This is a genomic window from Mesorhizobium sp. CA16, from assembly GCF_020165175.1.
Taxonomy (GTDB): Bacteria; Pseudomonadota; Alphaproteobacteria; order Rhizobiales; family Rhizobiaceae; genus Mesorhizobium.
On record NZ_JAIUHP010000004.1, the window covers coordinates 46,397 to 72,543 of the forward strand.

20 protein-coding genes and 1 tRNA gene are annotated in these 26,147 nt (G+C 64.4%); 10 read left to right on the forward strand and 11 right to left on the reverse strand.

Annotation, left to right across the window (positions count from 1 at the left end):
• Positions 1 to 6 precede the first annotated feature (6 nt).
• Entirely contained in the window at positions 7 to 969 is a 963-nt protein-coding gene (locus tag LB525_RS07920; protein ID WP_224544212.1) for an ABC transporter permease subunit, read from the forward strand.
• The gene (locus LB525_RS07925; RefSeq protein ID WP_224544213.1) at positions 966 to 1,784 is read left to right on the forward strand and encodes an ABC transporter permease; all 819 of its coding nucleotides are present in this window, start codon (positions 966 to 968) and stop codon (positions 1,782 to 1,784) included. Before LB525_RS07920 ends, LB525_RS07925 begins: the two co-directional genes overlap by 4 nt.
• 38 nt (positions 1,785 to 1,822) lie before the next feature.
• Here LB525_RS07925 and LB525_RS07930 read toward each other — a convergent pair whose 3' ends face one another.
• Positions 1,823 to 3,703, reverse strand: a complete 1,881-nt coding sequence (locus LB525_RS07930; protein ID WP_224544214.1) for an AsmA-like C-terminal region-containing protein — start codon at positions 3,701 to 3,703, stop codon at positions 1,823 to 1,825.
• A 264-nt stretch (positions 3,704 to 3,967) separates the two neighbouring features.
• On the opposite strand from LB525_RS07930, the gene LB525_RS07935 reads away from it, so the two are divergent.
• Complete coding sequence (locus tag LB525_RS07935; RefSeq protein ID WP_224544215.1) at positions 3,968 to 5,926, forward strand: acetoacetate--CoA ligase; 1,959 nt, start codon at positions 3,968 to 3,970, stop codon at positions 5,924 to 5,926.
• Positions 5,927 to 6,175: 249 nt separating this feature from the next.
• Here the strand turns inward: LB525_RS07935 and LB525_RS07940 are convergent, their stop codons facing one another.
• Entirely contained in the window at positions 6,176 to 10,198 is a 4,023-nt protein-coding gene (locus LB525_RS07940) for a PAS domain S-box protein (protein WP_224544216.1), read from the reverse strand.
• 263 nt (positions 10,199 to 10,461) lie between these two features.
• On the opposite strand from LB525_RS07940, the gene LB525_RS07945 reads away from it, so the two are divergent.
• From LB525_RS07945 to LB525_RS07955, 3 genes are all read left to right on the forward strand, one after another.
• Positions 10,462 to 10,926 (forward strand): phasin, encoded by a 465-nt coding sequence (locus LB525_RS07945; protein WP_095769951.1) that lies wholly within the window; start codon positions 10,462 to 10,464, stop codon positions 10,924 to 10,926.
• A gap of 342 nt (positions 10,927 to 11,268) precedes the next feature.
• Positions 11,269 to 11,345: transfer RNA gene (locus LB525_RS07950), tRNA-His, on the forward strand.
• Positions 11,346 to 11,564: 219 nt separating this feature from the next.
• Positions 11,565 to 11,816, forward strand: coding sequence for a DUF768 domain-containing protein (locus LB525_RS07955; protein ID WP_095769952.1), 252 nt, complete (start codon positions 11,565 to 11,567; stop codon positions 11,814 to 11,816).
• A 34-nt stretch (positions 11,817 to 11,850) separates the two neighbouring features.
• On the opposite strand, the gene LB525_RS07960 is transcribed toward LB525_RS07955, so the two are convergent.
• Both LB525_RS07960 and xseA read right to left on the reverse strand, forming a co-directional pair.
• The gene (locus tag LB525_RS07960; RefSeq protein WP_224544217.1) at positions 11,851 to 12,969 is read right to left on the reverse strand and encodes a P1 family peptidase; all 1,119 of its coding nucleotides are present in this window, start codon (positions 12,967 to 12,969) and stop codon (positions 11,851 to 11,853) included.
• Positions 12,970 to 12,976: 7 nt separating this feature from the next.
• Positions 12,977 to 14,542: an exodeoxyribonuclease VII large subunit gene (xseA, locus tag LB525_RS07965; RefSeq protein ID WP_224544218.1), complete on the reverse strand. Its 1,566-nt coding sequence runs from the start codon at positions 14,540 to 14,542 to the stop codon at positions 12,977 to 12,979.
• A 117-nt stretch (positions 14,543 to 14,659) separates the two neighbouring features.
• Here xseA and LB525_RS07970 point away from each other — a divergent pair, with 117 nt between their 5' ends.
• Positions 14,660 to 16,870 (forward strand): EAL domain-containing protein, encoded by a 2,211-nt coding sequence (locus LB525_RS07970; RefSeq protein WP_224544219.1) that lies wholly within the window; start codon positions 14,660 to 14,662, stop codon positions 16,868 to 16,870.
• A 2-nt stretch (positions 16,871 to 16,872) separates the two neighbouring features.
• Here the strand turns inward: LB525_RS07970 and LB525_RS07975 are convergent, their stop codons facing one another.
• On the reverse strand, positions 16,873 to 17,829 hold the full coding sequence (locus LB525_RS07975; protein ID WP_140839452.1) for a LysR substrate-binding domain-containing protein: 957 nt from the start codon (positions 17,827 to 17,829) through the stop codon (positions 16,873 to 16,875).
• 182 nt (positions 17,830 to 18,011) lie between these two features.
• Here LB525_RS07975 and LB525_RS07980 point away from each other — a divergent pair, with 182 nt between their 5' ends.
• Positions 18,012 to 18,302 carry a DUF1127 domain-containing protein gene (locus LB525_RS07980; RefSeq protein ID WP_140839450.1) on the forward strand — a complete coding sequence of 97 codons (291 nt, stop codon included), beginning with the start codon at positions 18,012 to 18,014 and terminating at the stop codon, positions 18,300 to 18,302.
• A 354-nt stretch (positions 18,303 to 18,656) separates the two neighbouring features.
• On the opposite strand, the gene LB525_RS07985 is transcribed toward LB525_RS07980, so the two are convergent.
• From LB525_RS07985 to LB525_RS08000, 4 genes are all read right to left on the reverse strand, one after another.
• Positions 18,657 to 19,655 carry a DUF937 domain-containing protein gene (locus tag LB525_RS07985; protein WP_224544220.1) on the reverse strand — a complete coding sequence of 333 codons (999 nt, stop codon included), beginning with the start codon at positions 19,653 to 19,655 and terminating at the stop codon, positions 18,657 to 18,659.
• Positions 19,656 to 19,757: 102 nt separating this feature from the next.
• Positions 19,758 to 21,131, reverse strand: coding sequence for a glutamate--cysteine ligase (locus tag LB525_RS07990; RefSeq protein WP_224544221.1), 1,374 nt, complete (start codon positions 21,129 to 21,131; stop codon positions 19,758 to 19,760).
• Between the two features lie 274 nt (positions 21,132 to 21,405).
• On the reverse strand, positions 21,406 to 22,140 hold the full coding sequence (locus LB525_RS07995; protein WP_224544222.1) for a 16S rRNA (uracil(1498)-N(3))-methyltransferase: 735 nt from the start codon (positions 22,138 to 22,140) through the stop codon (positions 21,406 to 21,408).
• Positions 22,141 to 22,272: 132 nt separating this feature from the next.
• The gene (locus tag LB525_RS08000) at positions 22,273 to 22,920 is read right to left on the reverse strand and encodes a hypothetical protein (RefSeq protein ID WP_224544223.1); all 648 of its coding nucleotides are present in this window, start codon (positions 22,918 to 22,920) and stop codon (positions 22,273 to 22,275) included.
• 86 nt (positions 22,921 to 23,006) lie between these two features.
• Between LB525_RS08000 and LB525_RS08005 the strand changes: the two genes are divergently transcribed.
• Positions 23,007 to 23,705 carry a type 1 glutamine amidotransferase gene (locus LB525_RS08005; protein ID WP_224544224.1) on the forward strand — a complete coding sequence of 233 codons (699 nt, stop codon included), beginning with the start codon at positions 23,007 to 23,009 and terminating at the stop codon, positions 23,703 to 23,705.
• Between the two features lie 291 nt (positions 23,706 to 23,996).
• Positions 23,997 to 24,128, forward strand: coding sequence for a hypothetical protein (locus LB525_RS28515; RefSeq protein WP_263481599.1), 132 nt, complete (start codon positions 23,997 to 23,999; stop codon positions 24,126 to 24,128).
• A gap of 42 nt (positions 24,129 to 24,170) precedes the next feature.
• Here the strand turns inward: LB525_RS28515 and LB525_RS08010 are convergent, their stop codons facing one another.
• On the reverse strand, positions 24,171 to 24,938 hold the full coding sequence (locus LB525_RS08010) for a metallophosphoesterase (RefSeq protein WP_224544225.1): 768 nt from the start codon (positions 24,936 to 24,938) through the stop codon (positions 24,171 to 24,173).
• 59 nt (positions 24,939 to 24,997) lie between these two features.
• Positions 24,998 to 26,134, reverse strand: a complete 1,137-nt coding sequence (locus LB525_RS08015) for an alpha-hydroxy acid oxidase (RefSeq protein ID WP_224544226.1) — start codon at positions 26,132 to 26,134, stop codon at positions 24,998 to 25,000.
• Between the last annotated feature and the right edge of the window lie 13 nt (positions 26,135 to 26,147).

Consider the following 26,147-nt stretch of genomic DNA (forward strand, 5'->3'; position numbering starts at 1 on the left):
GCTGAGATGACGGACATCGCAGCGACCGCCGCCCCATCGACCGAAACCGCAACACTGCCGGCGAGGCTGGCGACAGGCTTCGTCAACCGCCTGGTCATCATCGTCCCCTATCTCTGGCTGCTGTTCTTCTTCCTTGTACCCTTCATCATCGTGTTCAAGATTTCGCTGTCGCAAACGGCGATCTCGATGCCCCCCTATACTCCGGTGCTCGGCTTCAAGGACGGCGTTTCGGGATTTTTCGCCGGCGTCCGCGAGCTCAACTTCAATAACTACACCTGGCTCACCCAGGACGCGCTCTATTTCAACGCCTATGTGACGAGCCTGGTCATCGCGGGAATCTCGACGATACTTACCCTGATCGTCGGCTATCCGATCGCCTATGGCATGGCGCGGGCGCCGGCCACGATCCGCCCGACCTTGCTGATGCTGGTGATCCTGCCCTTCTGGACCTCGTTCCTGATCCGCGTCTATGCCTGGATCGGCATCCTGAAACCCGAGGGCCTGCTCAACCAGGTTCTGCTCGCCACCGGCTTGATCAGCCAGCCGCTGGTAATCCTCAACACCTACACAGCCATCTTTATCGGCATCGTCTATTCCTACCTGCCTTTCATGGTGCTGCCGCTCTATTCCTCGCTGGAGAAGATGGACTATTCGCTGATCGAGGCCGCGCAGGACCTCGGCTGTCCGCCGACCGGCGCCTTCTGGAAGATCACCTTCCCGCTGTCGCTGCCAGGCGTTGTCGCCGGCTGCCTGCTGGTGTTCATCCCGGCCGTCGGCGAGTTCGTCATCCCCGACCTTCTCGGCGGCTCACAGACGCTGATGATCGGCAAGACGCTCTGGAACGAGTTCTTCTCCAACCGCGACTGGCCGGTCTCGTCGGCGGTGGCCGTCATCCTGCTGCTGGTGCTGACCATTCCGATCATGTTCTTCCAGCAGGCTCAGGCCAAGGCACAGGAGCAGGGCAGATGAACTCCACCTGGAGCCGCTTCAACATCGCCTCGATCGTGCTGGGCTTTGCCTTCCTCTATTTGCCGATCGTGCTTCTGATCGTCTTTTCCTTCAACGAATCCAAGCTCGTCACCGTCTGGGGCGGCTTTTCGACCAAATGGTACGTGTCGCTGTTCCACAATCAGGGCCTGATGGACGCCACCTGGGTGACGGCGCGCGTCGGCGTTATCTCCGCGACCGTCGCCACCGTGCTCGGCACGCTCGCCGCCATCACGCTGACGCGCTACACGCGCTTCAAGGGACGTGTGCTCTTCTCGGGCATGGTGTTCGCGCCGCTGGTCATGCCGGAAGTCATAACCGGCCTCTCGCTGCTCTTGCTCTTCGTCGCCGTCGGGCTCGACCGCGGTTTCGTCACGGTGACGCTCGCCCACATCACCTTCACCATGTGCTTCGTCGCCGTCGTCGTGCAGTCGCGGCTGGTCACGTTCGACCGTTCGCTGGAGGAGGCGGCGATGGATCTCGGCGCGCCGCCGGTGAAGACCTTCTTCCAGATCACCTTGCCGATCATCCTGCCGGCGATCATCTCGGGCTGGATGCTGGCGTTCACGCTCTCGCTGGACGATCTGGTCATCGCGAGCTTCACCTCGGGTCCCGGCGCCACCACGCTGCCGATGAAGATCTACAGCCAGGTGCGCCTCGGCGTGACGCCCGAGATCAACGCCGCCTGCACCATCCTGATCGCGGTGGTGGCGGTCGGCGTCATCATCGCCTCGATCGCCAATAAGCGGCGCGAGATCCAGCGCCAGCTCGACGAGCAGGCCGCGCAGCGCGGTTGAGCGTGACGAGAAGCGGGGACGCTTTGCGTCCCTCGCGTTTACTGGCCTGAAACGCCGGGAGCGATCGGCGATATGAACGGCGCGCTCCAGTTGCCGCCGACGAAGAACAGCGGCTGGCTCGGCGGCGCGGGAGCCGGACTGGCCGTCTGACTGTTGGCCTGCTGAGGCTGCTGCGCCGGCTGTCCGTTGGGCACCACTCCGCCCGAGAGCGCCAGCCCGCGTCCGACATAGGAGGCGATGCCGGACAGCCAGATCTTGTATTTCTGCGAATTGATCTCGGCCTTGTCCAGGCGCGCCACGCCCTTCGAAATGCTTGCCTTGATCTCGGCGCCGTCGATCGGCAGCGATCCATTGGCGACGTCGTCGAGCGCGAAGAAGCCGCCTTGCTGGTTGCGCTTGAGGAAGGCCGGCAGGTCGAGCCCGTTGATAGTGCCCGGACCGAACGTCGCCGAGAACGATCCGTCGGCGTTCTCGAAGATGGAATTCCAGGCCTTGCCCGGTCCCTTGAGGATGACCGATACGGTCCCGGTGCTGGCCGGCACCAGCCGCGTCATTCCCGCCGCCGTGGCAAAGGCTCCCGTGTCTACGTCCGATGCCAGGAGCCGCATCTCGACCTGCGTGCCTTCCGGCTTGCGGTCGAAGCGCAGGCTGCTCTGGATGTTGCCGTTGAAGGCCGACGCGTCGGATATGTCGAAAACGGCAAGACCGTTCTTGACCTGCGCGGTCGCCGCGACGTCGGCGAGCTGGACCGGCCCCGCCATGGCATGGGCCGCCGACAGCCTGAGGTCGAGATTGATGCGGTCGGCGAAACTGGTGTCGATATTGCCGGGGCCGGCCTCGCCGGTCGGCGCGATAGGCGTGAAAGCCGACAGGAAAGATCTGAGATCCAGCGTGTCGAAGGCGAGCGTGCCGGCAATCACCGGGCTCCCCTCGGCGACGGAGAAATCCAGCGCGCCCATGCCCGGATTGTTGTTGAGCGTGACCGTGGTGTTCTCGAATTTCGCGCGCCCTGCCGAGGCGTTCACCTTGCTGGCGATCGAGACCGCGCCGATCGCAGCACCCGGCGCGATCCCTGCCTGCGACCACTCCAGCACGCGCCGCAGCGACGGGGCGGCGAACTTCGCCTGGCCGTCCAGATAGGCGTTGTCGGACATCGAGGCCGTTCCGTCGAAGGAGAATGTCGCGGGCGCGGCCTTGAAGGAGAGGGTGACGGGTGCCGCTCCTCCGCCAAACAGCACCAGCGGTTTCGCCGAGGAGAAATCGAGCTGCATGCTTTCGCCGCGCCAGATTCCGCTCGCGGTCAGCGACGCCTCGCTGTTCATCGCTTCCCAGTTCACCTGGCCGCTCAGGCTGCTCAGGATTTCGATATCCTTGCCGTCAACCGAAGTCACCACGCGACCATCGCGGAATTCTACGGTGCCGAACGGATCGGATGGCAATTTGCCGAGATCCGGCTTCTGCGGGTTGGCGGTGACAACGCCGCGCGCGGTGTCGATCGAGCGCGTGATGCGCCCGCCGGTCGGAAGCGGCGGCAGATAGAAGCCGCTGGCGGTGCGCTGCACCCTGATAGTCGGGCGCACCAGCCTGGCGGTCGAGAAGGCGACGTTGCCCTGCAAGGCCGCCATGGCGGAGAGGTCGACTTCCACGCGATCGGCCTCGACCACTGGCGGCGCTTCGGTCTCGGTCCATTGCGACAGCGTCACGTCGCTGAGGATGGCCCGGAATTTCGGCCATACTTCAATGCGCGGTGAGCCGTCGATCGTGACCCTGAAGCCGCTCCAGGCACTCAATTCCCAGGCGATGCGGTCGCGCACGATGCGGGTCGAGGCAATCAGCGGCAGCGCCGCGACCGCGAGCGCGATGACGAGCACGGCAACGCCGATCGCCCACACCCCGCGCCGGATCAGAGATGATCGCATTTCGCCCCGTATGCTTTCGTTGCCAACAAAATCGCCCGACGGGTGTAACCGAGCGCCGACGCTTTTCAAGTCTTTATGGCCTTGCGATGGCATTTGCACAGCGGCCGCCATGGGCCGCCCGAACAAAATCTTGCTCTGCTGCGCCGCAATATGCATAAGCGGTCTGCACGATCCCGATCCGCAATCGCACGCCGTTTCTGGGACGATGGCATATGCGACGTTGGGCTTAACTGGCTCGAACGCGACGCTTTGGGAGGAGCGATCATGGCCGCCGACACACCTTTGTGGACCCCGACGCAGGAGCGGATCGACGCAGCGCCGATGACCGCGTTCATGAAGGCCGCGGGGGCAAAGACAGCGCGTTCTTTCTCCGGCTATGCCGAACTGCATCGCTGGTCGGTCGACGACCGCGAAGCCTTCTGGGACCTGGTCTGGGATTTCTGCGCGCTTGTCGGCGACAAGGGCGAACGGCGCCTCGTCGACGGCGAGCGGATGCCCGGCGCAGCTTTCTTTCCCGACGCCAGGCTCAATTTCGCCGAGAACCTTTTGCAGAAAACCGGCGCCGGCGAGGCGATCGTCTTTCGCGGCGAGGACAAGGTCGAGCGGCGGCTCTCCTGGAACGAGCTCCACGCGCTGACCTCGCGCCTGCAGCAGCTCTTCCTGTCGCTCGGCGTCAAGGCCGGCGACCGCGTCGCCGCCATGATGCCGAATATGCCCGAAACCATCGCCGCGATGCTGGCGGCAAGCTCGATCGGCGCGGTCTGGTCGTCATGCTCTCCCGATTTCGGCGAGCAGGGCGTGCTCGACCGCTTCGGCCAGATCGAGCCGATCGTCTTCATCGCGCCGGACGGCTATTGGTACAACGGCAAGGCGATCGAGGTGGCCGACAAGATCCGCGCTGTCGCGGACAAGCTGGCAAGCCTGAGCAAGGTGCTGATCGTCGACTATCTCGGCACCTCGAGCGATGTCGCGGCCACCATCGACAAGGCAGCCGCGCTCGAAGACGCGCTCTCGCCTTTTGCCGCAAAGCCCGTCGGCTTCGAGCGGCTGCCCTTCGCGCATCCGCTCTACATCCTGTTTTCCTCGGGCACGACCGGCATCCCGAAATGCATCGTGCATTCGGCGGGCGGCACGCTGATCCAGCACGTCAAGGAGCACCGGCTGCATGCCGGCCAGCTCGACGCCGATCGCCTGTTCTATTTCACCACCTGCGGCTGGATGATGTGGAACTGGCTGGTCTCGGGCCTCGCCTCCGGCGCGACGCTGCTGCTTTATGACGGCTCGCCTTTCTACCCCGACGGCAATGTGCTGTTCGATTTCGCCGATGCCGAGAAGATGACCTATTTCGGCACTTCGGCCAAATTCATCGATTCGGTTCGCAAGGCCGGTCTGAAGCCGATCGCGAGCCACGATCTGTCGCGCGTGCGCACCATCTCCTCGACCGGCTCGCCGCTGTCGCCGGAGGATTTCCGCTTCGTCTATGACGGCATCAAGAAGGACGTGCACCTGGCCTCGATCTCGGGCGGCACCGACATCGTTTCCTGCTTCGTGCTCGGCGTGCCGACCGAGCCGGTCTGGACCGGCGAGATCCAAGGCCCCGGCCTTGGCCTGGCGGTCGACGTCTGGAACGATGACGGCAAGCCTGTGAGGCAGGAGAAGGGCGAGCTTGTCTGCACCAAGGCCTTCCCGTCGATGCCGATCGGCTTCTGGAACGACCCCGAAGGCATGAAATATCACGCGGCCTATTTCGAGCGTTTCGATAATGTCTGGTGCCATGGCGACTTCGCCGAATGGACGGAACATGGCGGCATGATCATCCACGGCCGCTCCGATGCCACGCTCAATCCGGGCGGGGTCCGGATCGGCACGGCCGAGATCTACAACCAGGTCGAGCAGATGCCGGAAATCCTCGAGGCGCTCTGCATTGGCCAGGATTTCGACAATGATGTCCGTGTCGTGCTGTTCGTGCGGCTCGCCCCCGGCGTGACCCTGGACGAGGATCTGGAAAAGCGCATTCGCGCCAGGATCCGCACCGGCGCCAGCCCGCGCCACGTGCCGGCCAGGATCGTCGCCGTCGCCGACATCCCGCGCACCAAGTCCGGCAAGATCACCGAGCTCGCCGTACGCGACGTGGTCCACGGCCGTGCCGTGAAGAACAAGGAAGCGCTCGCCAATCCCGAGGCGCTGGAGCTGTTCCGCGACCTGCCGCAGCTGGCAAGCTGACCGATGTGGTTAACGAAATCTGTCCGGCGAATTTACCTAGATTTCACGGGTGGTACACATTCGTAAATTTTTTCGCGGCCAGGTAAGGACTTGTTAAGAGACGACGCTGATAGTCGCGTGTAACTTGAGGGAGAAATCCCGTTCCTCGTCCCCTGAGGTTCTGCTCAAGCCCCCGTTGTGACAGCATCCCATTTCTCAAGGCGTCCTCTTGGACGCCTTTTTCTTTGGCCGTCGCAGTCCTATGCAACGTTATTCGGCGAGCACGCGCGTGGAGGGGAAGCCGACCTCGACCAGGGTTCCTTCGCCTGGCGTCGAGGTGATGGCGAAGCGGGCGCGGTTCGCCTCCACCATGGCCTTGGTGAGGGGCAGGCCGAGGCCGGTGCCGTCGCCGCGTCCGCGCTTCAGCGCATTGATCTGCTTGAACGGTTTCAGCGCCTGCTCGATCTCGGCCTGGGTCATGCCGATGCCGGTGTCGCGCACGCGCATGACGACGTCGCCCGAGGCTTCGTAGGCGGTCGAGACGATCACCTGGCCGCCGGCCTGGGTGTAGCGAATGGCGTTGGACAGGATGTTGAGGGCGATCTGGCGCACGCTTCTCAGATCCGCCACCACTTCCGGCAGCCGCGAGGCGAAGCTGGAGCGGATGATGACGCGCTCGCGATTGGCCTGAGGCTGCATCATCGCCACCGTCTCGGCCAGCGTGTCGTTGAGCGACACCGCCTCGTAATCCATCTCCTGCTGGCCGGCCTCGATCTTGGAGATGTCGAGCAGGTCGTTGACGAGGTCGAGCACATGGTTGCCCGAGCGGTTGATGTCGCGCAGGTAGTCGCGATAGCGGTCGTTGGTGATCGGACCGAATTTCTCGTCTACCATCAGCTCGGAAAAACCGATGATGGCATTGAGCGGCGTGCGGATCTCGTGGCTGATGCGGGCCAGGAAATCCGTCTTCTGCGAGGAGGCGCGCTCGGCCACTGCGCGTGCCTGCGTCAGGTCTTCCTCGGCCCGCTTCCATTGCGTGATGTCGCGCACGACGGCGCAGAAGCCGCTGTCGTTAGGCAGCCTGCCGATGGTCATGAACAGCGGGATGAAACGCCCCTGCGCCTCGCGGCCGATGACCTCGCGGCCGTCATTGAGCACGCTCGCGACACCCGGCTCCGAAAGCCCGGCCAGATAGTCGCGCGCCGCGCGCTGGCTTTCTATGGCAAACAGCGAGGCAAAGGGCTTGCCCGCGACCTCGTCGCTGTCGAAACCGAACAGCGCTTCCGCCGGCCGGCTGATCGAGCGGATGTTGCCGTCGCGGCCGATCAGCACGACGCCGTCCGTAGCGGTATCGATGATGGTGCGCATCTCCGCAATGCGCGATTTCAGTTCCGGCACGTCCGGCTGCAGCGCCGGCTCGTCATTCGCGGCGGTGAAGTGCGCCGCATCGTCCTCGCCGGAACGCCGCACCACCAGCATCAGCGCCTTGCCGCCGCGCCACGGCACCGAGCGCAGCAGCGCGTCGATCGGGAATTCCAGGCCCTGGCGGGTCCTGAGCTTCAGCGAGTGGTCGCTTTCCTCCGCCGCGGTGTCCTCGGCGTAAGGGTCGGCAAAGAGCGCGCCCAGGCCGCCTGCATCCGCGAGGTCGTCCAGCGCATCATAGCCGGTGAGTTCGAGGAAGGCGTCATTGGCATAATGCAGCATGTCGCCCGAATGGATGAGCAGCGGCACCGGCAGCCTGGCGAGGATGGACGTGTCGGGTGCCTTGGCTTCCTCTCCGGTCGAAAACGCGGACGGCACAAAACCGGAAAGTTTAAGCGGCGGCACGTCGAGGCGTCGCCGCGCCGCGGCTGTCGCTTCCGGTTCTTCCGGCTGTTCTTCCGCGGCCTTGGCGGCATCTGTATCGGAGCCTGCCCAGTCCTCATTGTCCTGCGCATCGCGGAAGTCGTCGGCGGTCATGCTGTCGTCGGCCGTCGCATCGGAGGCGGGCTGCCCGGCCGCGACCGGCTGCGCCGCAGGCTCTTCGACGGGCCGCTGCGGCTTCGCGGCAGCAGGTTCGGCGGCCTCCCGGGCGCCCTCTGCTTGCTCGTTCTGGGAAACCGGCGCGACGCCGGCGTCTTCCATGGGTTTCTCGCCATCGGCAAAGTTGAGCAGCGAGCCGGAAACAGCCGAGGTCTCGGCCGGGCCGGCGTCGTCTACCTCGGCGGCGCCATCGATGCCGTCGAGCCGCGCCAGATCGTCCTGGTCTTCCGCCTCGGTCTCCGCTTCCGCGGCCTTCGCGTCGTCGGCTTCCGAGGGCGAGGACAAGGTCGCGCCCCGGGCGGAATCGTCGTGCTCCGCCGCATCGGGTGGAAGCGGCTGGCTTGCGTCGGCCCTTGTTCCGCTGGCCGCTTCCTTCACCGTTGCCGCATCCTCGCTGGCAACAGCGGCATCGGGCCGCTTGTCGGCTTCGGGGGCGCGTTCCTCGGCAGGGGCGGAACTGTCCTTGCGCAGCCGCTCGCCGATCTCGCGGAAGGCGCTGCGCTCGAGGATCGACAGGCCCTTGTGATTTGCCGGCGTGTCGCTTCCCGGTTGCTTGTCGTTGGCCGGCTGGCGATGCTCGGCCAGCCTTATCACCTTGTCGGCAAAGCGTCGCTCCGGCTTCGGCACTATGGTCAGCGCCGGCACTTCGCCCCGGAAGGGGTCTTCGGGCCTTGGCTTTTCCAGAGGCGCCTGCTCTGCCGGCTGATCGCCCGACGCGTCGGGCCCGCCGGAGGTGGCCCCGGCTGGCGCGGCATTCGGCACCAGAGCCATGCCCAGCGCTTCCGGATCGACCACGGCGTCGGCGCTGCGCGCGACGCCAAAGCCGCGAAAACCCTCGAAGGCGCGGCTGCGGCCATAGACGGGCAGGGCCGCCAGATCGACGGGGATCTTCAGACCCGTTCCGGCCACCGGCCACAGTACCGAGCGGCCGGACCAGGTATCGCGCCGGTCGAGCAGGCCGGCGATCTCGCCCGAGGCGTCGAGACCGAAAGTGGCGGCGACATCCTTGAAGCGGCGACCGATCACATCGGCGGCAGGCTGGCCGACGATGTCGGCGAATTCGGGCGACAGCGCGCTGAACCGACCTTCGGCGTCGGTGCGCCAGACGAAGCGCAATGGGGCCGCCGACCGGTCGATGTCGCGCGGCAGGCCCGGCTGGGCTGATTTGGTAGTTTCGCGTGCAGCGGCTTCGCCAGCATCTTGGCCTTCGGCTGCGGCGGCACCTTCCGGCTCGTCCTTCGCCGGCGCTGCCGGTTGAGCATGCCCGGCGCCATCGTCGCCGGCGTTGAAATACCAATGGTCGTGCTGGCCGGCGCCGGCGTCGGCGGCCTGATGGTCTGTCCGGGCAGGCCGCTGGCCGGCCAAGGTCCGGCCCTCCGCGTCGGGCTGTGCGTCGCCGTCGGGAGCCTCTGGCGCCGGCTCGTCCTCTTTGCCAGCCGCCACGGTAGGCACTGGGTTGTCCTGGGCAGGCTGAGACTCGGGCTCGATTGCCGCGCTTTCACCTTGCGACGGGGCGCTGACCGCCTCTGGCGCCGCAATTCCCTGATCGCCGGTCCGATCGCCTTGGCCGGCGGCCGCCCGATCGTCCTGGCCGCTATCGGAGCCGTCGAGCTGCGCCTCGTCGATCACCACCAGCAGATGCCGCGTGTCGGTGAGCCGCGCAAAACCGGCCGGGTAGGCGGTGTCGGTGCCCGGCACGAGGCGTTTGACGATGCGGTCGCCGCTGCTTGCCACATCCGCAACCAGGGCAGCCAACGTCCGCGGCTCGATGCCGAGCGCCGCAAAGCCGTCCGAGGATGCCTCGACCCCGCCTTGCGCGTCGACAAAGGCAATGAAATGTCCTGCCTCGGTAAAGCCGCCGATGGCGCGGCTGGCGATCTCGACGGCGCTGCGCGAAGTGGTCTGTGCCGCTGGCACCGCCAGCATGATTGCCGCCTCGCCGTCCGGCATCGTCACTGCGCTGGCCAGAAAGCCGACGGCGCGGCTTTCCATGCCGGTGGCCAGCCTCACCGTGACGGCGCGGTCGCTGCCGATGTCGGGAAAACCGCTGGTCGCCATGATCTGCCGGCGGGCGATCAGCGGCAGCCGCGCCGAGGCGCCGATGATGGCCTCGATATCCGGATAGCCGAAGGCCGACGCCCCCGGACCGTTCGCCCAGATCACCTGTTCGAGGCCGACCGACAAAATGGCCAAAGCATCGCCCGCGGCAAAGCGCTGGCGCACCGCGTCGAGCACGGCAACGTCGAGGAAGGAGTAGTTTTCAGGCGGCATGCGCTGGCCAACCCTCCGGAGCGGGCATTTTTCAGTTAACGCTTTGTTAATAAAAGCCCGCGGCCCGGAGGTCCACAAGCCTAAGCTTGCATCGGTCGAAATCTCTGGGCTCTTGGTTAACGGCTCTCGTGGCTGACGCAGGGGAAAGATTTTTATGGTGCGGTGCAGCAAAGATATTGCAATGCACAAAAAATCCGTTATATTGCCATCATACATGAACGAGACGGCTTTCTGTCAAAGCCGCTGCCGCGAAAGGTTGGAAAATGTCCAAGACCACTGCCAAATCCGCCGAGACCATCGAAAACGTCGAATTCCCGAGCTTTGATGCTTCCAAGGCCACCGACCAGATCCGCGCCTTCGCCGAGAAGGGCGTCGAGCAGTCGAAGGAAGCCTATGCCAAGCTGAAGACCGGCGCCGAGGAGACCCAGAAGGTTCTGGAGTCGACCTACGAGACCGCCAAGACCGTTTCCAGCGACGTTTCGCTGAAGACCATCGCCGCGCTGCGCGCCAATGCCGAGGCCAGCTTCTCGCACCTCGAAGCCCTGGTCGGCGCCAAGACCCTTTCGGAAGTCGTCGAGCTGCAGACCTCCTTCCTGCGCAAGCGCGTCGAAATGGCCGTCGAGCAGGCCAAGGAGTTCCAGACCGTTGCCACCAAGGCGGTCGAGGACGTCTCCAAGCCGGTCAAGAGCGCCTTCGAGAAGGCGATGAAGGACGTCAAGGCCGCCTGATTTCAGCGCACAACCTTGCGATGCATCAAAACGTCGCATTTCGTCAGACAAATAGTCGTGCGATACGTTGAGCAATCAGATACCCGGAAATGGAACCTCCTCCCTCCATTTCCGGGGTGACCAGCCAGCACCTCCTCCCGCTGGCTCGTAACAGGAAAAGGCCGGCACCTCCTCCCGCCGGCCTTTTCTTTTGCCTTGACGAAAGGCGAATGAGGAAACCAATCGTTTACCTTATCAAGGCCCTTGAATTAGAATCCGATAGCCCGTATTTGACGCATCGCCGAACGACAGAGCGGATCACGGAGAATGAAGCTTTCACCTCGATCCAGCTCAGGCAGGCAGGCCGTTGTAGCTCAGCTGGTTAGAGCGCCGGATTGTGGATCCGGAGGTCGCTGGTTCGATCCCAGCCAACGGTACCATCACTCTCGATGATCTGAACGTGCACCTTGAACCCTTCCATTCCTTCGGCTCCGCGGACCATGGGCAAGCTCTCTTGTCTCTAGGGCGAGATATATTGTCCCATGGACAAGGTGTCTTGCCGGTCGAGGCCGACTCGGCTCGAATGGAGCATGCATCCTTTGCAGGGATGCGGACGTTCATGACGACCAACCGGCTTTGCCGCTAGGGAAAAAAGCAGTATGAGTGAACATGCGATCGAGTTCTTGCGCGGATGGATTGGCGAGAAAGTCCAATGCCAGCATTTGCCGATCAAGATCGACAAGCAGGCCGAGACCCTTGCGAAGGAATGCTGCGCCAAGGCCGCCGAGGCAGGCATTCTGCTGGAGGACATCCAGGAAGAGGTCGGCGACATCCAGGAATTGATCGCGTCGCGCCTCGAGGAAGCCGTTGAAGAGGGCAGCAGCGAAGTCAACCCAGACAAACCGGAATAAACCCCGGTCCGCCACGGGCCGGCGGCGCCGTTTCTCAGCCGAATTTTTCCTCCAGCCATTCCTTCGGCAGCGCCGGCACGAAATTGCCGTCGCGCCCCGTCATATCCGCATTGGCAACCAATGCGTTGAGGATCGCTTCCTCCACGCCTTGCACGACCGCGTCGAAGAACGGGTCGATGTCGACGTCCGGGATGAATTCCGCGCGGGCGATGCGGCCTGAAGGCGCCAGCGCGGCCTCGGCATTGGCGGTCGAGAAGGCGAGAAAAATATCGCCAGAACTGTGATAGCCATAGCCCCCGGTCACGGCAATGCCGAGCGGCACGCGCCGGGCGAGCCGCTTCATCTGATGCGGCAGCAACGGCGCGTCGGTGGCGATGATGGCAATGATGGAACCCTTTTCGGCGCGCGGCGCGCCCTCGCGGATGGCCGGCTGGGCCAATTCGGGGCCGACACGCCGGCCGCGAATGGTGAAATTGTGCCTTTTGCCGAAATTCGCCTGCACGAAGACACCAAGCGTGTAGCGCCGGTCCCGCCATCCGACGATGCGCGAGGCGGTGCCGGATCCGGCCTTGAAGCCGAAGCTTATCATGCCGGTTCCGCCACCGACGCTGCCTTCCTCGATGGCGCCGCCGCTGGCGCTGTCGAGTGCTGCGGTCACATGGTCGACGCTTACATGATGGCCGTTGATGTCGTTGAGGAAGCCGTCATAGGTCTCTGCCGCCACTGGCAGGCCCCAGCCGCTATCGAGCGCAGCCGGCAAGACGCGATGCATCCAGCGCAAGGTGGCATCGCGGGTCACGCCGCAGGAATGCGTGTTGGTGATGGTGACCGGGAAATTGAAGGCGCCGGTTTCCTCGATGATATGCGTTCCGGTCAGCTCGCCATTGCCGTTCTGGCTGAACACGCCGCCGAACACCGGCGTCGCGAGTTCCCGAACCGGCCTGGGCAGGATCGCGGTCACGCCGGTGCGCACCGGACCGTTTCCGACCTGCAGCGGGCCGTCGCCTGAAATCAGCGTCGTGTAGCCCACCGACACGCCCGGCACGTCGGTGATGGCGTTGAAAGGGCCCGGCGTGCCGTCGAGCGCGATGCCGAACGAGCGCAGGCGCGGCTTGCCAGATGGCGTGCGAAGATGCGGGTCGTGGTCGCGCATGGAAACCTCAGAACAACGAACCCTGATTGCCCGGCTCCTTGGCCTTGGCGGGCGATTTCGCGGCCAGCTTCGGCCGCGCCCCGCCGGAGGTTGCGATGGCATCGGCAGTGCCGTCCGCGAATTCAAGCTGCAGCACCGCGCCCGGTGCCAGCTCCGCGACCCCTTTGACGACGGCGCCTTCGGCGTCCTTGACTAGCGCGAAGCCGCGCGCCAGCACGGCCTTGTGCGACAATGTTGAAAGCAGCCGGTCCGCCTGGGTAAGAGTCGCGCGCAGCCGGTCGAGGCGCCGCGCCGTCGCCTGCTCCCGCCTGCGCGACAGCGCTGCCAGCGTGTCGGCCTGTTGCTTCTGGCGCCGCACGATCGGCGCCGGCGACAGCCTTGCCGCCGTGCGTTTGAATCGCGCGCGCCTTTCGCGCACGATGGCGAAGAACGCGGCTCGCGCCCGGGCAATATCGCGACCCGTCAGCGTGCGCGCTTCATTGAGGCGCCGCGACAGGGTTGCCGGCGTCAGCCTTTGCCGCTCCAGTGTCGCCCGCTTGCGCTCGATATTCACCGTCAGCCCTCGGCCGAGGCGGCTGGTCGCATCGTCGAAACGGCGGCGCGGCAGCGCCAGCAACTGGTCGGGCGAGGGGAGCGCGCGCGCCGCCGCACGCACCGCCTGGCGCTTGCGTTCCAGATGCCGCGAGGCGCAGGCGTTGAGCCGCGCGGCAAGGCTGGCCAGGGTAGCCTCCAGATCCGCCCTGACCGGCACGGCAATCTCGGCCGCGCCCGTCGGCGTCGGCGCGCGCATGTCGGCAACAAAGTCGATCAGCGTCGTATCGGTCTCGTGCCCGACGGCCGAGATCACCGGGATGGCGGACGCCGCCACCGCCCGCGCCAGCCCTTCGTCGTTGAAGCCCCAGAGGTCCTCGAGGCTGCCGCCGCCGCGTGCCACGATCAACAGATCGGGTTGGCGGATGGGTCCGTCCCATGTCAGCGCATTGAAGCCGTTGACGGCCGCGGTCACCTCCCTGGCCGTCGTCTCGCCCTGGACCCTCACCGGCCACACCAGCACATGAAGCGGAAACCGGTCCTTGATGCGGTGGATGATGTCGCGGATCACCGAGCCGGTCGGCGAGGTGACGACGCCGATGACTTTGGGCATGAAAGGCAGCCGACGCTTGCGGCCGGCATCGAACAGGCCTTCGGCCTGCAGCCGGCGCTTGCGCTCTTCGAGCAGCGCCATCAGCGCGCCGGCGCCCGCCGGCTCCAGATTGTCGATAACGATCTGGTAGTTGGATTTGCCGGGATAGGTGGTCAGCTTGCCACTGGCGATCACCTCCATGCCTTCCTCGGGGCGGAACTTCAGCCGCGCCATGGTGGTCTTCCAGACCACCGCATCGATCCGCGCGCGGTCGTCCTTCAACGCGAAGTAAGCGTGGCCGGACGAATGCGGGCCGCGATAGCCGGAAATCTCGCCACGCACCCGCACATTGCCGAAGGCGTCTTCGACAGTGCGCTTCAGCGCGCCGGAAATCTCGCTCACCGTATATTCGGTGGCGTTGCTGCGTGATTCGGTTGCTGTTTCACTCATTGCGCGATTGGGGAACGCTTATCGGCCCGCGTCAAGCGCGGCGAAACCGCGCCAATATCATAACGCGATCTTAAGCCCGATTTGCTTTGACAGGCCCAGAAGAGCGGCCGGGGACCGATGAGCGCACGCCAAAACAGCAGCCCGTTGACCCGTCAGGTCACGCTGACCGTGCTGACGCTCGCCACTTTCGCTTTAGCCATCGTCGTGGGCTTCGGCTTCTACGCGGCCAGCCAGGCCGATGATGCCTCGCTCGTACGACAAAAGATGTTCATCGCCGATGGTTTGAAGGACCAGATTGCGTCTGTTCAGCGGGAGCAGGAAAGCGTTTCGGTCTGGGATGACGCGATCATCAATGTGAGGGCAGGCAACCAGACCTGGATCGAAGAGAATCTCAGTGTCTGGATGTACACCTATTATGGTCACAACCGGGTCTATATTCTCGACGCCGCCAATCATGCGATCCACGCCATGCGCGAGGGCAAGGTGGTCGACGCTTCCGCCTATGGCGAGGACCAGCCCACGCTTCTTCCGATCATCGAAAAACTGCGTCGCATGCTGGCTGGGCCGCCGCAGACCGATGCGTACGGCCAGCCTGCGAAGATGGTGGCCGAGGATCTGGTGTCCCTCGATGGCGCGCCAGCGATCGTCAGCGTCGCGCCGCTCCTGCCGAGCTCGGACAGGATCAGCCAGGCGCAAGGCACCGAATATCTGCATGTGTCGGTCGAATTCATCAATGACGCGGTGATCGGCAAGATCGCCGGAAAGTACCTGCTTGATGGCGCGCGGCTGGTGCCTTTGTCACAGCCGGCTGGCCCAGCCGCCGTGCCGCTGGTTGATTCGCGCGGCGTCATCCTCGGCTATATCGGCTGGGACCAGCTGCGGCCCGGCCTTGCTCTGGTGCGCGAGATCGCTCCTGCCTTGGCGATCGCGCTGCTGTTGGCGGGCGGCGTGCTGGTATTCCTGTTGAGCAGGTTGCGTCGGGCCTCGACGGCGCTGCAGACCAGCCAGGACCAGGCGCAATATCTCGCCTTCCACGACACGCTCACCGGCCTGCCCAACCGGGCGCTGTTCGAGGACCGCTTGCGGCGCACGCTGCTGTTCGCCAGCAGGGACAAGACGCACGTCGCGCTGCTCTACCTCGACCTCGACCGCTTCAAGCATATCAACGACACGCTCGGCCATCCGGCCGGTGACGAGCTCGTGCGCCAGACGGCGGCGCGGCTCAAGCATACGATCCGCGAAGTCGATACCGTCGCGCGGCTCGGCGGTGACGAATTCGCCGTCATCCTGCTTGACGTTCCCGACGTCGGAAGCGCCGAGGACATCGCCGAAAGGCTGCTCTTGAAGCTGCGTGAGCCGTTCCGGCTGATCGACGACCAAGTCTTCGTCAGCGCGAGCGTCGGCATCGCGCTGTCGTCTGGATCGGACATCGACGCGGACGAGCTGTTGCGCAAGGCCGACATCGCGCTTTACGAGGCCAAGAAGAACGGTCGTGGCCGCTGCGAGCTGTTTGCCGGCGACATGGACGATCTCTTGCTGCGCAAGCGCAAGGTCGAATCGGAACTCCGCAAGGCGCTGGAGGGCGAAGGTGGCATCAAGCTCGCCTATCAGCCGGTTTTCTCGGCCGACGGCCGCGCGATACTGGGGGCCGAAGCGCTGATCCGCTGGGGCCATGAAGTGCACGGCGCTTTGCCGGCGGCGCAATTCATCGCCATCGCCGAAGAGCGCGGCCTCATCGGCGATTTGGGCAAATGGGCGCTGGGCGAAGCCTGCCGCTTTGCCGCCGGGACGGAATTGCCCTGGATCGCGGTCAACATCTCCCCGATGCAGCTGCGTGACATCGGCTTTGCCGGACAGGTCGCCGATATCCTGAGCGAAACCGGGCTCGATCCCTGTCGCCTGCAGCTTGAGACCACCGAAAGCGTGCTGCTCGAGCACAATGATACGATCGGCACGGTGATTGCCGCGCTGCGTCAATCCGGCATCTGCATCGTGCTCGACGATTTCGGCACCGGCTATTCCTCGCTGAGCTATCTGCGCCGCCAGGCGATCGACAAGTTGAAGATCGACCGCTCTTTCGTGCATCTGCTCGACGAGGACGAAAGCGCGCGCGCAATCGTCAAGACACTGATCGAGCTGGCGCAGGCGCTCAAGGTCGAGGTGACCGCCGAAGGCGTCGAGACCGATGCCCAAAAGGCCTTGCTGGTCGGCATGGGCTGCCGCCAGTTGCAGGGCTATCTGCTGTCGCCGCCGCTGGAGCCCGGCCAATTGCTTGCGCTGCCGGGTGTTTCACCTGCCGACCGGGAACGTTCCGCCGCTCGCGCCTGACTCTACCAGCCAGGCATGATCTGGTTCGCCTTGACCCGCTTCATCTTGGCGAAGGCGAGGGCGGCGAAGTCGAAGCTTCCCGCCTCCTCGCCGAGCGGCACGGAAATGTTGTCGAGGCTTTCGGCAATGTGACGGGCCAAAGCGTCGACGATCTCCGGCTGCGAGGTCTGGCCGCGCATGATGCCGATGCGGCAGTCCGGCAACTGGCCGAAGCCGTCGGCCTCGCCGAGCACGCGCATGCCTGGCCGCAGCGCGCATTCCGGCAGCACCGAGACCGCCAGGCCGGAAAGCACGGCCGCGGTGATCACCGTGGCCGAGAAGCTGGAGAACAGCACGCGGTACTCGCGGTTCTGCCGGTCGAGCACGTCGACCGCCGCGCGCCGCCAGATGCAGTTCGGCCGGCCGAACGCCATCGGCAGGGTTTCCTGTTCGTGAGTGGCATGGTTGGCGGACGTCACCCACAAAAGCGGCTCGCGCCGTACCACTTCCGACTGGCCGCGCGTATCGTTATGCGTCACCAGCGCCAGGTCGAGATTGCCGCGCTTGATGTGCTCGACCAGCCCTGGCGTCGGCTCGCAGACGACCGTCAGTTCGACGCGCGGGTTGGAGCGCGAGAAACGCGCCATGATCTCGGGCAGGAAGCGATCGGCATAATCGTCCGGCGTGCCGATACGGATCGTGCCTTCGAGCCGCTGGTCGTCGAAGGCGGCCAAAGTCTCGCGGTTGAGATGGATCAGCCGCCGCGCGTAGGCAAGCAGCCTTTCGCCCTCCTCGGTCAGCTTGTTGGTGCGGCCGTCCTTTTCGAACAACGGCTTGCCGATCCGCTCCTCCAGCCGCCGCATCTGCATCGACACTGCCGACTGTGTCCGATGCACCTCCTCGGCCGCGCGGGTGAAGCTGCCGGTGTCGGCGATCGAGATGAAGGTTTGCAACTGATCGAGGTCGAGCGGCGCTTTCATCGGTCAAACCCATCATTGATGTTGATGCTACAGATTAAAAACATTCGTTGGATTAATCAATCTCGCGATGGCAAATTGGCATTGTCCACATGACAGCATGTGAATGGAAACCGGAACGGCGCTTCTCCCAAGGCGCCGATCGCCTGGTTTCGTCCGCTCGGCTCCTGGAAGGAGAGACTGACATGACCACGATTGAATTCGCTTCCGAGACCCCGCGCATCACCACGCGTCCGGCCGTTGCGACGCGCGTGCTCAATGCTCTCGCCAACGCCTATGTCGCCTGGAAAAACCGCCGTGCCTTCTATCGCCTGGGCGAGATGTCGGACGCCGAGCTTGCCGATATCGGCCTGACGCGCTCCGACCTTCATCTCGCCGTCGCCGTGCCCTTCGGGCGCGATCCGACGGTGAAGCTGCGCGCCATTGCCAGCGAGCGCGCCGACACGATCGAGGATCTTGCTCGTCGGGTGGCCTGAACGGCCGCATTGCCCGGATTTCCGGTCGCGTTGAACCTTTTCACGGCTCGGCGCGACCAAGTTTCATGCAGGCTCCCACACTCCCTGCCGGTTCCCCGCCGGCCAGCCTGCACATTGCCCGGTTCCTCCTCCAGGACCGGGCATTTTTCTTTTAGTTCGTCATTCTAGGGCGGAGCAAGGAGCGAAGCGACGCGCGCAGACCCTAGAATCCATGCCGTGACGTTGATGTGCTGCAACTGTGCAGAATTCTGCTCCGCTGCACCTTCGGCGAAGGTAACGGCATGGATCCTCGGGTCTACGCTCCGCTTCGCGTCGCTCCGCCCGTGGATGACGACCTCGCCGTCGGCGCGATACTCACCGCCGGTCCATGTCGCGCTTGAACTGGTCGAAGATCGTCCCGACGCTCTTCTCATATTCGTCGCGCTGCTGGGCACCGGTCTCGAACATCTTGCCGAAGATATCGTCGAACGGGTTTCGCGGCCGGCCGCTCGGATTGGTTTGCGGCTGTTGCGGCGCGCTCTGCTGCGGCTGCGGCGCCGGTTGTGCCCCAGGCATGCCGAAACCGCCGCCGCCCTGGCGCAGCATCTCCTCGAAGATCTTGCCCAGCGGGTTGTCGCCATAGGGACTTTGCGGCTGCTGTGGTTGAGTCTGCTGCGGCTGCTGCGTCGCGCCGCCGCCGAACATATCCTGCAGCACCTTCCCGAGCGGGTTTTCGCCGTACGGACTGGGGGCCTGCTGGGGCTGACTTTGCGGCAGCTGCGTGCCGCCGCCGAACATGTCCTGCAGCACCTTGCCGAGCGGGTTCTCGCCATAGGGCGCCGGCTGCGGTGCCGGCGTGAGGCCGCCTTGGCGCATCATCTGCTCGATGATCTCGCCAAGCGGATTGCCGCTGCCGCCGAAGCCGGCGGCCTGCATCTGCCCCCCACTCAATTGATTGTTGGTCTGTTTGAACAGCCCGCCCATCATCATCGAAGCCATGGCCGGCAGCATCTGCTGCAGCACCTGCTGGCTCAAGCCCGTCGCCTGCGCGGCTTGGGCTGCCACGGCGCGCGACAAATCCTTCGAGCCGAACAGATGGCCGAGTATGCCGTTGCCCTCATCGATGCCTTGCGGCGAAAAGGCCCTCGTGGCGTCCTCGAAATACTTGGCGTGCTGGCCGCTCGCCATAGCCGTCATGAATGCGCCCATCCCGTAGGGATCGGCGGTGTTGCGCTGCAGCCCTTGCGAAAATGCCGGCAGCAGCGCCTGCACCGCGGCCTGCGTCTGCTGCATCGAAAGCCCGTATTGCTGTGCCAGCGCCTGTATGCCGGCGCCGTTCTGGGCCTGGGCGAAAATGTCGAACAGGGAAGGCATTTGGGTTCTCCTCCGAGAATATCCTCATCGGAGAGCCTAGTTCGTTTCCATTACCGATTGAAGCGGCTTTTGGCGCCCAACCGCTCGGCGCATGCCGGACGGTTAATACGCATATTCCATGAACACCGGCTCGATCGAGCCGCCCCAGCGCGTGTGGTAGGCCGACAGCATCTCCTCGGCGCTGGTGGTGCCGCGCGCGACCACTTCGTCGAGCGTGTTGAGGAACGACGTCTCGTCATAGCCGTCGCGGTTCTTCTTGGCCCGGTTCTTCAGGCCCATGCGCGAGATGGCGAGCACGTCGCGGGCGACGTCGCGCAAGGTGGCGTTGCGGAACGGCGCGGCAATGCCAAGCTCCGGCACGGCGTTGCGCATCGCCAGCGCTTCTTCATAGGTCCAGCTCGAAGTCAGCGCTTCGGCGGCGTCAAGCGCCTGCTCGTCGTAAAGCAGCCCGACCCAGAAAGCGGGCAGGGCGCAGATGCGCCGCCACGGTCCACCGTCGGCGCCGCGCATTTCGAGGAAACGCTTCAGGCGCACGTCGGGGAACAGGGTCGAGAGATGATTTGCCCAGTCGCCCATCGTCGGCAGGCCGTCAGGGAGTTCATTGCGGGCAGCGCCCGCCATGAACTGGCGGAAGGTGTAGCGCGTCATGTCGTGATAGTGGCCGTCGCGAATGACGAAATACATCGGCACGTCGAGCGCCCATTCGACATAGTCGGCGAAGCCGAAATCGGGCGAGAAGCAGAATTCGAGCATGCCGGAGCGCTGGTTGTCGGTGTCGCGCCAGATGTCGCCGCGCCAGCTCTGCAGGCCGTTCGGCCTGCTCTCGGTGAAGGGCGAGTTGGCAAACAGCGCCGTCGACAGCGGCTGCAGCTTCAGCGACACCTGCATCTTGCGGCGCATGTCGGCTTCGCTCTCGAAGTCGAGATTCACCTGGATCGTGCAGGTGCGGTACATCATGTCGAGGCCCTTGGTGCCGACCTTCGGCATGTAGCGCGTCATGATCTCGTAGCGCGACTTCGGCATTTTCGGCGTATCGGCCAGCGACCATTTCGGGCTGCCGCCGAGGCCGAGGAAGCGGATGCCGAGCGGCTCGGCGATCTCGCGCACCTGCGCCAGATGCGCGTTGCCCTCGCGGCAGGTCTGGTGGATCGATTCCAACGGCGCGCCGGAAAGCTCGAACTGGCCGCCGGGCTCCAGCGAGATCGCGCCCTGGCCGGTCGGCTCGACCAGGCCGATGATACGGCCGGCATCCATGATCGGATCCCAGCCGAGTTTTTCGCGCATTCCCTCGAGGATGGCGCGGATGCCGCGCTCGCCGCCATAGGGCACCGGCGCGTTGCCGTCGACATAGAAGGGGAACTTCTCATGCTCGGTGCCGATGCGCCATTTGTCGCGCGGCTTGTTGCCGTCGGCCAGATAGCCGACAAGTTCGTCGACGCCTTCGATGAGCTGGGTATCGGTTGTGTCGCGCGCCATTAGAAAGCCCTCCGCAGCCATCAACTGGCCGCCGGGCGCTAGATGGACGAAATGTCAGTAGCCGATCAAGCGAAAAATCCTGAGCCACGGCTCAACTGGATTTGATCTGCATGGCTTACCTTCCCTTCTCCCCCTTGTGGGAGAAGGTGGATCGGCGCGTAGCGCCGAGACGGATGAGGGGTGTTCCAGCGGAGTGAGAGGCGGGTGTCTTCTGGAACACCCCTCATCAGTCGCCTTCGGCGACACCTTCTCGCAAAAGGGAAGAAGGCAAATCCTACCAGTCGCCGATCGTCGCCTGGATCACAGCCAATGCGGCCACCGCCGCGGTGTCGGCGCGCAGGATGCGCGGCCCGAGCGGGATGGCGGTGACGAAAGGCAAGGCCCTCAGCATCTTGCGCTCGTCCTCGGAAAATCCGCCCTCCGGACCGACCAGAAGCGCAAGTCTCTTCTCACTGACCGCTTGCAGGGCCGGCAGCGGATTGTTGGTCGAGGCATCCTCGTCGCAGAAGATCAGCCGCCGCTCCTTGTCCCAACCGGCGAGCAACCGCTCCAGCTTCTCCGCTTCGCGCATTTCCGGCACCGCCAGTATGCCGCATTGCTCGGCCGCCTCGACGACATTGGCGCGCAGCCGATCGATGCCGGGCTTCGCCACCTGCGTGTGCTGGGTGATGACCGGCTGCAGGGTGCCGGCGCCCATCTCGACAGCTTTCTGCACGAGGTAGTCGAGCCGGCCCTGCTTCAGCGGTGCAAAGCAATAGAGGAGATCGGGCAGCGGCGGCTGCGGCCGCTGCAGCGCGAGCACCTTCAGCCGGACCGCCTTCTTGGACTTTGCAGCGACCGACGCCGACCATTCGCCGTCGCGGCCGTTGAAAAGGAGGATTTCGGCGCCTTCGCCGAGCCGCAGCACATGGGCGAGATAATGGCTCTGCTGCTGTCCGGCGTCGAATTCGAGGCCGGGTCCGAGATCGTCAGGCACGAACAGCCGCTGCATTTTGTAGTTGGCGCGCATGGCCCAAGCAGGTTCCGCAAAAGTGTCTCGCGGTTTTGCGATCAGAACCTGCGAAAAACAAGGGAATCTAAGCAGATATTCGTGGGACATCCCACGATATCTGCTTGGGAACGAGCGAGGCCGGCTGCGGCATCAAATATCGGCGGTCGGATGCCAGACAGGCGCAAAGCCTTGCCGCAATACCGCAATGGTGGTCGCCGGCGTCAGCAGGCGCAGCGACCCTCCGGTGAGGCGATCGAAGGCGATGGGACTCGAATAGCCCGCGAACGACCATTTGCGTGCCTTGCCGCCGCGCAGCGCATAAGCAGCGTCGCCCTGCGCTACCACCGTTCCATCCGGCAAGCCTCCGAGCTCCGGCGCGGTCACGAGAGGCGGCCGTCCGCCGGAAGCCAGCCGCTCCTTGTGCAGCCGTTTGTCGACCATCGGCGCGCGCGGTTCTTCAATCCCGAACGCCTTACCGAAACGGCTGACGAAGTCGGTCGCCCGTTCACGCCGGCAGAAGAAGCAGGGCCGGTGGCCGGCGGCCAGCGCCGTCACCTCGTCGAGGAAGAACAATTCGGTCCAGCCGGCTTTTCCTCCTGGCCGGTTGCGGCCCATTGGCTCGCGCCGCACATTGCCGAATTCGCAGACGCAGATGATCCAGGCCGGCAAGGCCCAGCGCTTCCTCAGCAGCGTCTTCGTCTCGGGATCATGGATGATGCCGCGATTGCCGGTGAACAGGCCGCGTTCCGGCACGGCGTGAATGGCGCCGAAAGGGTCGACCCGGTTCTGCAGTGGCATAGCTTTCTCTCCGGCACGCATCTTGGCTGAAACACGGGCCGCATGATATCGCTCGCCCCAGCGTTTTTCATGTCAGCAGGTTTTCGATGCGGGTTTTGGTCGTCCAGAATTTCGACAATGAGGGCCTTGGCCAGATTGGCGCTGCCCTTGTGGAAGCCGGCGCCGATATCGACCTGCGCAAGCCCTATCGCGGCGATACGCTGCCCGGCGACAGCACCGGGCACGATGCCATCGTGGTGCTAGGCGGCGCCCAGAACGCGCTCGACGACGAGATCTGTCCCTATTTCCCCGCATTGCTCGACCTGGCACGCGATTTCGCCGACAAGGATCGCTCGGTTCTCGGCATCTGTCTCGGCAGTCAGCTTCTGGCGCGGGCCTTCGGCGGCACCAACCAGATCGGCGGCGCCACCGAGTTCGGCTGGCATAGGGTGTCGCTGACGCCGGCCGCCAAATCGGATCCGGTCATGGCGGCGCTGCCCGAGAAATTCCCGATCTTCGAATGGCATGACGACACGTTCGGCCTGCCGGAAAACGCCGTGCGGCTGGCCGGCAGCGCGGTCGCCGAAAACCAGGCCTTCCGCCTCGGCCGCGCCGTCTATGGCTTCCAGTTCCACTTCGAGGCGGATACGCCGATGGTGCGCGACTGGAGCACCTCCTTCGCCGCTATGATCGCCGAGCGTCATCCCGACTGGAACGATCGTCTCGACGACGAACTGGCCCGCAATGGTGCCGACGCCGATAGCGCCGGACTGGCGATAGCCCGCGCCTGGGTTGCGACGATCTGAACTCCACCCCGATCGGGCGAAGCGTGGCATAATTGGCACGCCTCAGCGCTTCCGTCTGGGGACAACATTCTTCTTTCTTGGTTTGTGTCCGGCCGCTCTTTTAAGAGGGCGCGCTTTGTATCGTCGATGCAACCGCCATGAACCTTTTGTGTGATCCAGCCGACACACCGGCGAAACAGAATCTGCTTAGAAGCGCGAAATCGTCGAAACATTGAGACGCATTTTATCGTTTCAACGCATTGGTAACCGCCTCGTGCCCAGATGCAGAAAGCTTAACCAGAGATGACGTCCGTGAAAGCAGCTCTCCTGTCTTTTGTCATGCTGTCTGCCATCGTGCTCTGCGGCCTGGGCATTTATGCCGCCGACGCAGCGACCAACCACCGCGCCGTCGACGGCTATGGCGTCACCGCCTCGCTGAACTAGGCCACAATCAAAATCGCAAGCAGGCCTGCGCCGGGATCGCGCCTAAAACGCTTTCCCCTGCATGGCGAGGATGCGTTTGTCGCCGCCATTGACGGCCAGCGCGCTTAGCGTTCCGGATTTCCAGGCGAGCGTGTCGACATTGACGCGGTTGGCCTTCACCTCGGCTTCCGGGACGGGCGTGTGCCCGTGCACGATCACCTTGGAAAAAAGCCCTGGATGGTCATGGAAGGCGTCACGGATCCAGATCAGATCCTGCTGGTTCTGACGGTCGAGCGGCACACCCGGTCTTATCCCGGCGTGGCAGAAGAAGAAGTCGCCGAAGGTCGCCGAAAGCGTCAGCGATTGCAGGAAATCGATATGGCTGTGCGGCACCGCTTTCACCAGGGCCATATGTCCCCGGGCGATGGCTTGCGCCTTGCCGTACCAGTGGGCGTCGCCAAGAAGATCGACGCCATAGGACTGCGCCGTCTGCACGCCGCCGTAATTCACGAACAGGCCGTCCGGCTCTGCCTCGGCCAGGAATTCGAGCATGCCGATGTCGTGGTTGCCGGCGAGCATGATGTTGCGCGGATCGCGCTTGCGCGTCTCGATCAGAAAATCGATGACGCTTCTGGAATCCGGTCCGCGGTCGACATAGTCGCCGAGATGGATGATGCGCCAGTCCGACCCGGGCGCATATTCCAGTTCGCTCTCGATGTGGCGATGCATGGCGGCGAGCAGGTCGTGGCGTCCGTGCACGTCGCCGATCGCGTAAAGCCGCATGCCGTCCGGACCGCGCGCGTCGAGATAATGGATGCCGGTCTCAGTCAAGGCGTACGTCTTCCCGTGTGGTCCACCACGGGAAACTAGGGCGGATCGGTGAATAAGGCCTAGCGCCGCAACTGGTCCTTGCCCATGTCGGTTACCAAACGCTTACCGCACAGCGCCAGCGTGATGTCCATTTCCTTGCGGATGATTTCGAGCGCCTTGGTGACGCCGTCCTTGCCCATCGCACCGAGGCCGTAGAGGAAGGGTCGGCCGATATAGGTGCCCTTGGCGCCGAGGCAGAGCGCCTTGAGCACGTCCTGGCCGGAGCGGATGCCGCCATCCATATGGATTTCGATCCTGTCGCCGACCGCATCGGCGATTTCTTCCAGCACCGAGATCGAGGACGGTGCGCCGTCGAGCTGCCGTCCGCCGTGATTGGAGACCACGATCGCATCGGCGCCAGTCTCAGCCGCCATCAGCGCGTCCTCCTTGTCGAGGATGCCTTTCAGGATGAGCTTGCCGCCCCAGCGCTCCTTGATCCAGGCGACGTCCTTCCACGACAGATGCGGATCGAACTGCTCGTTCGTCCAGGACGACAGCGAAGAGACGTCGCCGACACCCTTGGCGTGGCCGACGATGTTGCGGAAGGTGCGGCGCTTGGTACCCGCGATCCCCAGGCACCAGCGCGGCTTCAGCGCAAGGTCGACGATGTTGGCGAGCGTCATCTTGGGTGGCGCCGAGAGACCGTTGCGCACATCCTTGTGGCGCTGACCCAGGACCTGCAGATCGAGCGTCAGCACCAGCGCCGAGCATTTCGCCGCCTTGGCCCTGTCGATCAGATTAAGCACGAAGTCCTTGTCGCGCAGCACATAGAGCTGGAACCAGAACGGCTTTTTGGTCACCGAGGCGACATCTTCGATCGAGCAGATGCTCATGGTGGACAGCGTGAACGGCACGCCGAACGCTTCCGCCGCCTGCGCCGCCAGCATCTCGCCGTCGGCATGCTGCATGCCGGTAAGCCCGGTCGGCGCGAGCGCCACCGGCATCGCTACCTTCTCGCCGACCATGGTCGATTCCAGCGAACGGTTGCTCATGTCGACCAGCACGCGCTGGCGGAACCTTATCTTGCCGAAATCCTCTTCGTTGGCCCGGTAGGTGCTCTCCGTCCAGGCGCCGGAATCGGCATAGTCGAAGAACATCTTCGGCACCTTGCGGCGTGCCAGGTCCTTGAGGTCGGCGATGGTGAGGATTTCGCTCATGGTTGTCCCCGCT